Source organism: Verrucosispora sp. SN26_14.1, assembly GCF_004307965.1.
Taxonomy (GTDB): Bacteria; Actinomycetota; Actinomycetes; order Mycobacteriales; family Micromonosporaceae; genus Micromonospora.
This window is the reverse complement of the sequence record NZ_SISL01000007.1, coordinates 42,137-52,053: the sequence shown is the minus strand read 5'-3', so window position 1 is coordinate 52,053 and position 9,917 is coordinate 42,137. Positions and strand designations below refer to the sequence as shown.

10 protein-coding genes are annotated in these 9,917 nt (G+C 71.8%); 1 reads left to right on the top strand and 9 read right to left on the bottom strand.

Annotated elements, in window-relative coordinates; translation table 11 throughout:
- Window positions 1-442: LysM peptidoglycan-binding domain-containing protein (locus EYA84_RS01650; protein ID WP_394347540.1), on the bottom strand; the 442-nt coding region annotated here is incomplete at its 3' end.
- 210 nt (window positions 443-652) lie between these two features.
- Here EYA84_RS01650 and EYA84_RS01645 point away from each other — a divergent pair.
- Window positions 653-2,053 carry a S8 family serine peptidase gene (locus EYA84_RS01645; RefSeq protein ID WP_131051192.1) on the top strand — a complete coding sequence of 467 codons (1,401 nt, stop codon included), beginning with the start codon at window positions 653-655 and terminating at the stop codon, window positions 2,051-2,053.
- 78 nt (window positions 2,054-2,131) lie between these two features.
- Here the strand turns inward: EYA84_RS01645 and EYA84_RS01640 are convergent, their stop codons facing one another.
- Genes EYA84_RS01640 through EYA84_RS01605 form a run of 8 tightly spaced genes read right to left on the bottom strand, consistent with a single transcriptional unit; the run spans window position 2,132 to window position 9,917 of the window.
- Window positions 2,132-3,835 (bottom strand): thiamine pyrophosphate-binding protein, encoded by a 1,704-nt coding sequence (locus tag EYA84_RS01640; RefSeq protein ID WP_131051191.1) that lies wholly within the window; start codon window positions 3,833-3,835, stop codon window positions 2,132-2,134.
- Window positions 3,832-4,608 carry a hypothetical protein gene (locus EYA84_RS01635; RefSeq protein ID WP_161594882.1) on the bottom strand — a complete coding sequence of 259 codons (777 nt, stop codon included), beginning with the start codon at window positions 4,606-4,608 and terminating at the stop codon, window positions 3,832-3,834. The genes EYA84_RS01640 and EYA84_RS01635 overlap by 4 nt, the downstream gene beginning before the upstream one ends.
- A gap of 23 nt (window positions 4,609-4,631) precedes the next feature.
- The gene (locus EYA84_RS01630; protein WP_131051189.1) at window positions 4,632-5,588 is read right to left on the bottom strand and encodes an alpha-ketoacid dehydrogenase subunit beta; all 957 of its coding nucleotides are present in this window, start codon (window positions 5,586-5,588) and stop codon (window positions 4,632-4,634) included.
- A complete protein-coding gene (locus tag EYA84_RS01625) occupies window positions 5,585-6,547 on the bottom strand; it encodes a thiamine pyrophosphate-dependent dehydrogenase E1 component subunit alpha (protein WP_131051188.1) in 963 nt (320 codons plus the stop codon). The genes EYA84_RS01630 and EYA84_RS01625 overlap by 4 nt, the downstream gene beginning before the upstream one ends.
- On the bottom strand, window positions 6,531-7,301 hold the full coding sequence (locus EYA84_RS01620) for an ABC transporter ATP-binding protein (RefSeq protein ID WP_201272265.1): 771 nt from the start codon (window positions 7,299-7,301) through the stop codon (window positions 6,531-6,533). Before EYA84_RS01620 ends, EYA84_RS01625 begins: the two co-directional genes overlap by 17 nt.
- Window positions 7,298-8,017, bottom strand: coding sequence for an ABC transporter ATP-binding protein (locus EYA84_RS01615; RefSeq protein ID WP_131051187.1), 720 nt, complete (start codon window positions 8,015-8,017; stop codon window positions 7,298-7,300). Before EYA84_RS01615 ends, EYA84_RS01620 begins: the two co-directional genes overlap by 4 nt.
- Window positions 8,014-9,036, bottom strand: a complete 1,023-nt coding sequence (locus EYA84_RS01610) for a branched-chain amino acid ABC transporter permease (RefSeq protein WP_131051186.1) — start codon at window positions 9,034-9,036, stop codon at window positions 8,014-8,016. The genes EYA84_RS01615 and EYA84_RS01610 overlap by 4 nt, the downstream gene beginning before the upstream one ends.
- On the bottom strand, window positions 9,036-9,917 hold the full coding sequence (locus EYA84_RS01605; protein WP_161594881.1) for a branched-chain amino acid ABC transporter permease: 882 nt from the start codon (window positions 9,915-9,917) through the stop codon (window positions 9,036-9,038). The genes EYA84_RS01610 and EYA84_RS01605 overlap by 1 nt, the downstream gene beginning before the upstream one ends.

Genomic DNA, 9,917 nt, shown 5'->3' with positions numbered 1-9,917 from the left:
TATAAGAGACCGGTCCGGCGGCCGGCGCCGCGCCGACGGACCCGGCCGGCTCCGTCACCTCCGGCAGTGGTCCCACCGTCACCCCGGGGCCGTCGGCGTCGGCCGGCAGCTCCAGCAGCCAGCCCTCGCGCAGCACCAGCGGATCGGTGAGCCGCGCACCGTCCGGCTGCAGACGGTCCCGATTGAGGTCGAAGATCTCCCGGAACCGGTTGCCGTCGCCGAGGGTGCGTGCCGCGATCTGGTACAGGAACTCCGGTGCGCCCTGATCGGTCGCGCCGACGACGTAGTACCGGGTCGTGGCGGACCCCGTGGTCGCCGGTGTCGGCGTGTCCGCAGGTGCGGCGGCGCGGGCCGGGCCGGCAGTCGCGAGCGCCAACAGGGCGGACACCAGCACCACGGCAGCCAGGCCACCGGTACGGCGTCGACTGACGCGAAGCCCCATCGTCGACCGTCCCTTCCCGACTGGAATCCACTCCGGACCACCGGCCCGCTGCACCCGGGTTGCCGCACCCACTACGCACGCCGCCACCGTCTGGTTCACACGGTGGCGGGAGCGCGGTGATCGGTCAACGGCCGCGACGGACCCGGGTATCTTGCAAGACGGCGGGGCAGTCGTGACGGGGCCGGCTGGGGTGACCTGGAGGTGTGATCGTTGGGAGCACCACGGCGGTTCGTCGCACCGTTGGTCGCCGCCCTGCTGTGTCTCGGCGCCCCGGTGCCGGCCCGGGCCGAACCGGTGCCGAATCCGGCCGGTTCCCACGTCAAGTACTACGTCGTGCGGGGCACCGGCAGCGGCGCGCCGGAGTCGCTGTGGGACATCTCGACCCGGCTGCTGGGCAGTGGCGACCGCTACCTGTCGATCGTCGCGCTGAACGAGGGACGGATCCAGCCGGACGGTGGCGTGCTCACCGACCCGACGGCGCTCCGGGTCGGCTGGTTGCTCGTCCTGCCCTGGGACGCGTACGGCGACGGGGTCCTGCACGGACTCCTGCCGACCCGCGTACCGACCCCGCCCACGCCACCGCCGCCGAGAGCGGACGGCCGCTCCTCCGGCGACGGTTGCGGTTCGGCGGCCACCACCAGCGACATGGCGGTGCCGTGGGCGCAGTTGCGGCTCGCGCCGAGCGTCGCCTGGCAGCGGAGCACCGGCAACGGGGTGACCGTGGCCGTGGTCGACTCCGGCGTCGACGCCACCGTGCCGGCGCTCGCCGGGCGGGTCCGCCCCGGTGCCGACGTGAACGTCGTCGACGGCCGGGGCGACACCGACTGCCTCGGGCGGGGCACGGCCCTGGCCGGCATCGTCGCGGCACAGGCACGCCCAGGAAGTCACTTCACCGGGATGGCACCCGGGGCCGTGATCCTCCCGGTCCGGATCCCGTTGCGTGACGGGAAGGCTGCCGGCGACGACGTGGTAGACGCCGTCGGGCTGGCGATCGACGCAGGTGCCGACGTGGTGATGGTGCCGGCCGAGGTGACTCTGACCGAGGCGCACCGCGCCGCCCTGCTCGGCTTCGCGGCCGACGCCGACGTGGTGCTCGTGGTCGCCGCCCCGCCGGCCGGCTCCGCGCTCGGCGACGGCCCGTACGACGGTCTGCTGCGCGTCGGGGCGGTCGGCACGGACGACGAACCGGCGTACCCGTACCCGAAACGGGCCGTGGACGTGCTCGCGCCCGGCGTCGCGGTGGCCAGTGTCGGGCTGGGCGGCACCGGGGAGGTCGAGGCCAGCGGCACCGACTTCGCCGTGCCGTTCGTGGCCGGCCTGGTCGCGCTGGTCCGCTCCGCCCACCCGGACCTGGACGCCGCCGCCGTGGTCGCCCGCGTCGTCTACGGCGCCGAACTGGGTCAGGAACGGGCGCCGGATCCCCGGTACGGCTGGGGTGTCATCGACCCCGCCGCCACCGTCGGTGCCGCCGCGCAGGCGGAGACCACAGGCGGGCGGACCGGCACGTTCACCGTCGACCGGGGTCCGGGCCTCGCCGTCGTGGTGGTGGTCCTGCTGGGGATGATCGGGTTGCTGGTGGTCGGTGTCCGACAGGGGCGACGGCGACAGTGACCGGTGTGCGGGTCCCGCTGCCTACCTGAGGAGCCTCGCCAACATGCTCCAGGCGACAGCGCGGACGCCGACGAGACGTCAGGCGATGCGGTCGTCGGCGCGCTTCGAGGCGGCCCGCTTGTCGACTCCCGGCAGCATCTTCGCCGGGTCCCGGGTCACCACCACGTCGACGACGCTCGGGCCGGGCGTGGTCACCGCCTCGGTGAGAGCCGGCGCCAACGCCTCCGGGTCCTCGATCCGGACGCCGTGGCAGCCGAGTGCCGACGCCACCGCGCCGTAGTCGATCTCGGACAGGTCGGAGGACTGGTAGCCGCCGTCGAAGAGCACGTGCTGCAGGGCCTTCACGTATCCGGAGGCCGCGTTGTTCACCACCACGATGGTGGCGTTGACGTCCGCTCGACGCAGTGTCTCGAGGTCACCGAGGGACATGTTGAGACCGCCGTCGCCGGAGAGCGCCACCACCGGGCGGTCGGGCACGGCCAGCGCCGCGCCGAGCGCACCGGGTACGCCGTAGCCGATCGAGGCGAGGCCGCGGTCCGCCACGTACCCGCGCCCGGCCTGTTTGGTGTCGTAGAGCAGCCCGGTCCAGTGGGCGGCGAACCCGCCGTCGGCGATCAGCACGGCGTCGGCGGGCAGCATGCCGTTGAGTTCGTGCACCAGGCGGGCGACGTTGATCGGACGCTCGTCAGTGGTCAGTCTGGGCCGGGTCCGCTCCTGCCAGGTCCGGCGCCGCCCGTCGATCTCCTCAAGGTAGCCGGTCCGGGTGGTGGCGGAGGAGGCAGCGGCGAGATCGGTCAGGGTGCTGGCCGCGTCGCCCCACAGCGCGACGGTGGGTCGGGCGGTTCGTCCGAAGTCCTCGCTGAGGACGTCGATGTGGATCATCGGGGTGGCCGGCGGCAGCAGGTCGTACCGCTCGGTGGCTATCTCGCCCAGCTTGCACCCCGCCACCACGACGAGGTCGGCGGTTTTGATCAGGTCGTTGGCGTAGCGCGAGTAGCGCCCGAACAGACCGATCGACAGCGGGTCGAGACAGGACACCGAGCCCTTACCGCTCATCGTGTGCGCCACCGGGACTCCCCAGGCGCGGACGAACGCAGCCAGCGCCTCATGTGCACCGGAGAGATGGATGCCGCCGCCGGCCAGCAGGACGGGACGTTCGGCAGTGGCCAGCAGCGCCACCGCGCGGTCCAGCGTGTGCTGGTCGGGCCGGGTGCGTCGGGCCGGTACGCGGTGCGTCTCGGCGTCGGTCCAGAAGGCGTCCTCGGGCATCGTCACCTGGGCGTGGCAGACGTCCTCGGGCACGTCCAGGACCACCGCGCCGGGTCTACCGGAGGTGGCGATCGTGTAGGCCCGTCTGACCAGTTCCGGGATCCGTTCGGGCTGTTCCACCCGCAGCAGTGCCTTGGCCGCCGGGCGCAGGATCTCGACCTGCTGGGTCTCCTGAGTCATGTGCCGGCCGCTGTATCCGCGGTGGGTGTCCCCGGTGACGGCGATCAGCGGTACTCCCGCGTTGGTCGACTCCGCCAGTGCGGTGACGAGGTTGGTCGCGCCCGGGCCGAGGGTGGCGTCACACACGCCCGGGCGGCCGGTCATCCGGGCGTAGGCGTCGGCAGCGAACGCGCCCGTGCGTTCGTCGTTGATCAGGTGGTGGCGCATGCCGAGCGTGCGGACGGCGGCATAGAACGGCAGCAGTTGGAAGCCGCCCATGCCGAACATGTCGCCGGACTCGTGCGCGGCGAAGGACCGGGCGAGCGCTTCGCCCCCGGACATCGTGCTGGTCATGACGCCTCTTTCGGGGTGTGGCGGCGAACGCGGGAGACGACTTGTGGAACGGTCATGCCGGGCCGTATCCCGGCGGCTGCGGCGGGTTCGTTGACGACGGTGACGATGCCGTCGGCGTAGGTCGAGCGGGCGTCACCGATGCGGGCGGTGTCGGCGCCGACCGTGACGGCCGGGATGCCGCGGGCGGCGAGCGCCGGTAACCGGGTGGTGCCACGCCCGTCCGGTCCGCCGCCCGCGTCGTTGAAGACGGCGGCGCGGACGTCCACCTTCACGGCGGAGGCCGGTACGCCGCCGAGCAGTGCACCGTGTGACCCGGTCACCACCACCAGGTCGCGGTCGGCGGGGGTGACCAGGGAGACGGAGTCGAGACCCACCACGCCGGGGGCGAGGGTGTGCCGGGCCTCCTCGACGTCGTCGGCGAAGTCCAGGTCGGACGGGGCGGCGAACTCCATGGACACGGCGACGCGGGCGGGCTGTCCGGGCCGGCATCCGTGGGCGGCGGCCGTCTCGTTGACCACGGAGACCACGCCGGTGTCCAGGACCGCCTGTCCGTCCCCGATCGGCGCGCTCAGGTGCGAGACGGCGATCCCGGGTACGGCGTACCGGTCCAGCCAGGCCAGGCCGGACACGCCGGCGCGGTCCCGGCCGAGCCCGGCGTCGTTGAACACGGCTGCGGCCACCCGGTGCCGGGCTGCGGTGACGGCGGCGAACAGTCCGCCGTGCGAGCCGGTCACCGCGATCACCCCGGCGGCGGGCGCCTCGAGGCGGGTCACCGAGTGCACCACGACGACGGTCGTCACATCAGGTCCCGGACGGCGTCGGCGATGCGCTGCGCGGAGGGGACCGCTGCCTGCTCCAACGGTCTGGTGTACGGGATCGGCACCGGCGCCGCGCAGATCCGTCGTGGCGGTGTCCGCAGCGCCGACAGTGCCGCCGGGTCCTCGCAGACCGACGTGACGATCTCGGATGCGATCGAACACGCGGCGGGTGCCTCGTCCACCACGACGAGTCGACCGGTGCGCCGCACCGAGGCGGTGACCGTCGCGGTGTCCAGCGGCGCGAGGGTACGGGGGTCGATCACCTCGGCGTCGATTCCGGCGGCGGCGAGGTCGGCGGCGGCGGCCAGCGCCTCGTGCACCTGATGGCCGATTGCCACGATGGTCACGTCGTCGCCGGCCCGGGCGGTGCGGGCGACGCCGAACGGGATGGGTTCGCCGAGCGTGTCGGGGACGACGGCGGCCTGCGGGGACAGCCGGACGCCTTCGAAGAACACCACCGGGTTGTCGTCGAGCAGGGCGGTGCGCATCAAGCCGTACGCGTCCTCGCCGGTGGACGGCGCGACCACCTTGAGGCCCGGCATGGCGGCGAACATGGCGTACGGCGACTGCATGTGCTGTGCGGCCAGGCCGGTGCCGGCGCCGTAGCTGACCCGGATCACCAGGGGGATGCGCACCTGCCCGCCGAGCATGAAGCGCAGCTTTGCCGCCTGGTTGAAGACCGGGTCGAGCGCGCCGAAACCGAAGGTGACGTTGCGCCACAGGAAGATCGGGCGGAGCCCGCACATGGCGGCGCCGACGCACATGCCGGTCAACGACGGCTCGGAGATCGGTGTCTGGCGCACGCGCTGCGGGCCGAAGTGCGCGGCCAGCCCGTCCGGTGGGTCGGTGGCGAGGAAGAAGATCCGAGGGTCGCGTTCCATCTCGTGCCGGACCGCGAGGTCGACGGCCTCGTCGTAGGTGGTGGCCGCACTCATCGGGTGACCTCCGCGAAGACGTCCTCGGTCAGGGTGGACGGGTCGGGGTACGGGCTGGCGTCGGCGAAGGACACTGCCGCTTCGATCCGGTTCCGGACCTCGGACTCGACGGCCGTCAGGTCGTGTCCGTCGGCGCGTAGCCGGTTGCCGAGCAGGACGATCGGGTCTCGGGTCGCCCAGTCGTCCCGCTGCTCCTGAGGGCGACGGTCGGGCTGGTTGGCGTACCGGAAGCTGTGCCAGGTGGTGCGGAAGGTGACCGCCTCGATGAAGGTCGGTCCGTCGCCGGACCGGGCCCGGTCGACCGCCTCGGCCGCCGTGGCGTGCACGGCTTCCACGTCGTTGCCGTCGACCCGCACCGACGGCATGCTGGCGGGCGGGACGAGTTCGTGGATCCGCTCGGTGGGCAGCGCGTCGGCGGCCGGGGTGTGTACGGCGTACTGGTTGTTCTCGCACACCCAGACGGTGGGGAGCTTCCAGGTCGCCGAGAGGTGCAGCGACTCCCACAGTGTGCCCTGCCCGGTCGCGCCGTCGCCGAAGAACGCCACCGACACCCGTGGCTCGCCGAGGTAGGTGGCGGCGAAGGCGGACCCGAGGATGAGTGGGACGCCGGCCGCGACGATGCCGTTCGCGCCGAGAATGCCGAGGTCGACGTCGGCGACGTGCATGGATCCGCCGCGACCTCGGCAGTAGCCGTCCACCCGGCCGAACAGTTCGGCCATGGTGCGGTCCGGGTCGCCGCCCTTGGCCAGCAGGTGGCCGTGTCCGCGGTGGGTGGAGGCGATCCGGTCGTCGGTGCCGAGTGCCGCGCACACTCCCGTGGCGACCGCCTCCTGTCCGATGTACGGGTGCACCGTCCCGTGGATGCGGCCCTCGCGGCGCAGCTCCACCGCGCGCTCCTCGAAGACGCGGATGAGCACCATCCGCCGGTAGAGGTCGATGAGGTCAGGGCTGTCCGGCATGGGTGTCTCCTTCCCGGCTGCGGCGCAGGGCCTCGCCCGGGTCGCCACCGACGTAGACCGACATGACGATGTCCTCGGTGAGGTCCGCGCTGGGTGCGTCGAGCACGGCCTGACCGCCGCGCAACAGGACGCACCGGTCCGCGACGCCGAGGGCCAGCTGGACGTTCTGCTCGATCAGCAGGATGGTCACGCCCTCGGCGCGCAGTCGCCGGATCACTTCCGCGACCACTTCGACCTGGGCCGGTGAGAGTCCGAGCAGCGGTTCGTCGAGCAACAGGACCCGGGGTCGGGCCATCAGACCCCGGGCGATCGCCAGCATCTGTTGTTCGCCACCGGAGAGCTGGTGCGCCAGTTGCTTGCCGCGTTCGGCCAGGATCGGGAAGAGCGAGTACGCGTGCTCCTCGGACGCCACGCGGTGTTTGCGCGCCTGCTTGAGGGTGGCGCCGAGGAGCAGGTTCTCGCGTACCGAGAGATAGCCGAAGAGCCGTCGGCGTTCGAGCACGTGGCAGATGCCGAGCGGAACCCGCTGGTGTGCGGGCAGGTGTTGCACCGGTTCGCCGGCGAGCAGGACCTCGCCGCCCCAGGAGCGGTGCACCCCGGACAGCGCGGCCATCATGGTGGATTTTCCGGAGCCGTTCGGGCCGAGAATGGCGGTGATGCCGTGTTCCTCGAGGGTGAGGTCGACACCCCAGAGCACCTGGTAGTCACCGAAACCGGAGGTGATGTCGCGGGCTTCCAGCAGGGGCGTGGTCATGCCTGCCCTCCCAGATATGCCTGGCGGACGCGCTCGTCGGCGATCACGTCGGCGGGTGGGCCGAGGGTGAGTACGCGTCCGAGGTGCAGGGCCAGCACCCGGTGGGCCAGTGACTCCATCACCCGCATGTCGTGCTCGATCAGCACGATGCTCACCCCCTCGGCGTTGAGTCCACGGACCAGGTCGACGAGTTGTTGGCGGGCGCCGGGGTCGACCCCGCCGGTGACCTCGTCGAGCAGCAGCAGCCGGGCGCCGGTGGCCAGGGCGCGCGCCACCTCCAGTCGCTTGCGCTGTCCGGTGGAGAGCCCACGGGCGTGCACGTCGCGGCGGTGTTCCAGGCCGACCCGGTGCAGTGCCGCGTCGGCCGTCTGTCGGGCCCTGGACGTTCGCCGCTCGCCGACCAGCGCGCCGATCATCACGTTCTCGAGGCAGGTCAGGTCGGGGAAGGGCCGCAGCTTCTGGAAGGTTCGGACCACGCCCCGGCGGGACACCGCGGACGGGGACAGGCGGTGGATCGGTCGGCCGGCGTGCAGGATCTCGCCGGAGTCCGGGTTGACGAAGCCGGAGACGAGTTCGAACAGGGTGGACTTGCCGGCGCCGTTCGGACCGATCACGCCGAGGATCTCGCCCTCGTCGACGGTGAAGCTGACGTCGCGGGTGGCGTGTACGCCACCGAAGCGTTTGTCCACGTGGCGGAGTTCGAGCAGGGCGGTCACGAGCGCACCTCCTCGGGCGCGGTGGTGGCCGTCGCCGGTGGTGGGGGCATGGCCGGTGGTGTCGGACCGGGTCGGATCCGTCGGTACGCGCGGGTGGCCAGGTCGACCACGCCGCCGGGGGCGTACCGCAGCACGATGACCAGCAGGAGGCCGTACACGGCGAGGTAGAGGGCGCCGAACCGGCCGCCCAGTTCGGCGCGCAGCAGGAACTGCAGCGGGATGATGCCGATCGCGCCGATCAGCGGGCCGGCGGGGCTGCCCATGCCGCCGATCGCGGCGATGAGGGCGACCTGGATGGACAGTTGCAGGGTCATGGTGCCGGTCGGGTCGACGTAGCCGATACGTGCGGCGTTGAGTGCGCCCATGGCGGCGGCGATGGCGGCCGAGACCGCGAAGACGGCGAGTTTGAGCGCGGTGACCCGGACGCCGAGCGAGGCGGCGGCGACCGGGTCGTCGCGGATCGCGCGCAGGAAGAGGCCGGTGCGTGAGGGGGCCATCCAGGCGGTCGCGGCGGCGATCAGGACCGCGCAGAGCAGGAAGATGATGGCGTAGGTCGCGGGTGATTCGAACATGAGGTTGGCGGGCCCGGGTTCGAACGGCAGGAAGATCCCCTCTGCCCCACCGGTGACGTCTTTCCAGTTCAGTGCGGTGATCGAGGCGACCTGGGCGAAGGCGATGGTGGCGATGGAGAAGTACGGTCCGCGCAGGCGCAGCGTCAGCAGTCCGACGATGGCCGCGATGGCCGCGGCCAGGACCACGCCGAGGAGCAGGCCGACGAGCGCGTTGCTGGTCAGTTTGGTGGCGGCCAGCGCGGTCGAGTACGCCCCGATCCCGCTGAACGCGGCGTGACCGAGCGAGACCTGGCCGGTGTATCCGGCGAGCAGGTTCCACGAACCGGCCAGTGCCGCCCAGAATCCGAGCAGTGCCAGCATGTCCAGCCAGTACGGCTCGTTGGTCAGCGCCAGTGGGAGGGCTATCGCGACCAGGGCCGCGGCGAGGTAGGGGATCGCTCGTCGCATCAGGCCACCCGGAACTCTTCGGCGCCACGGGTGCCGAAGAGGCCGGCCGGACGCAGGAGCAGGACGATGATCAGGGCGATGAAGTAGCACGCCTGTTTGACGGCTTCGCCGATGAAGTAGCCGCTGACGGTCTCGATGACACCGATCAGCAGACCGCCGGCGAGCGCGCCGCCGAACGAGCCGAGCCCGCCCAGCACCACCACGACGAATCCGACGAGCACGAGTTGCTCGCCGACCCCCGGATAGATCGGAATGATCGGTACCAAAAGGCTGCCCGCGACGGCGGCGATGGCGGCGCTGACCGCGACGGTGAGCAGGTAGATGCGGTCGACGCTGATGCCGAGCGTGGACGCGGCGGCCGGGTCCTGGGCGGTCGCCCGGATGGCCCGGCCCCACGTCGTGTGGTGCAGGTACGCCCAGAGCGCCAGCGCGACGACGACCGCCACCCCGAACGCCGCCAGCCGGGTCGTGGACACGACCGTACCGAAGATGCGGACGGTGTTGTCGGTGTAGCTGGTCGTCACTGTGCGATAGGTGCCGCTGACCAGGTAGAGCATGCCGTTGAGCAGCAGGAGTGACAGGCCCAGCGTGGCGAAGACCTGGACGAAGAAGCCCTTGCCCATGATCGGGCGGAGGACGACCACGTACACCAGGGCACCGAGCAGGAATCCGGCCGGAGCGGTGATCAGCACCGACAGGAACGGGTCGATGTTCCACCACTGGTGCAGGAAGTAGGCGGCGAACATCGAGAGCATGACGAGCTCACCGTGCGCGAAGTTCACCACCCGCAGTACTCCGAAGACCAGGTTGAGGCCGACGGCGATCAGCGAGTAGAGGGCGCCGATCAGTACGCCGGAGACGACCAGCTGGGCCAGGGGCAT

Excerpts from the sequence above, each read along its gene's own strand:
- EYA84_RS01640 (WP_131051191.1), bottom strand. The coding sequence starts at position 3,835 with ATGACCAGCACGATGTCCGGGGGCGAAGCGCTCGCCCGGTCCTTCGCC.
- EYA84_RS01625 (WP_131051188.1), bottom strand. The coding sequence starts at position 6,547 with ATGCCGGACAGCCCTGACCTCATCGACCTCTACCGGCGGATGGTGCTC.
- EYA84_RS01605 (WP_161594881.1), bottom strand. The coding sequence starts at position 9,917 with ATGCCCCTGGCCCAGCTGGTCGTCTCCGGCGTACTGATCGGCGCCCTC.
- EYA84_RS01610 (WP_131051186.1), bottom strand. The coding sequence starts at position 9,036 with ATGCGACGAGCGATCCCCTACCTCGCCGCGGCCCTGGTCGCGATAGCC.
- EYA84_RS01620 (WP_201272265.1), bottom strand. The coding sequence starts at position 7,301 with ATGACCACGCCCCTGCTGGAAGCCCGCGACATCACCTCCGGTTTCGGT.
- EYA84_RS01630 (WP_131051189.1), bottom strand. The coding sequence starts at position 5,588 with ATGAGTGCGGCCACCACCTACGACGAGGCCGTCGACCTCGCGGTCCGG.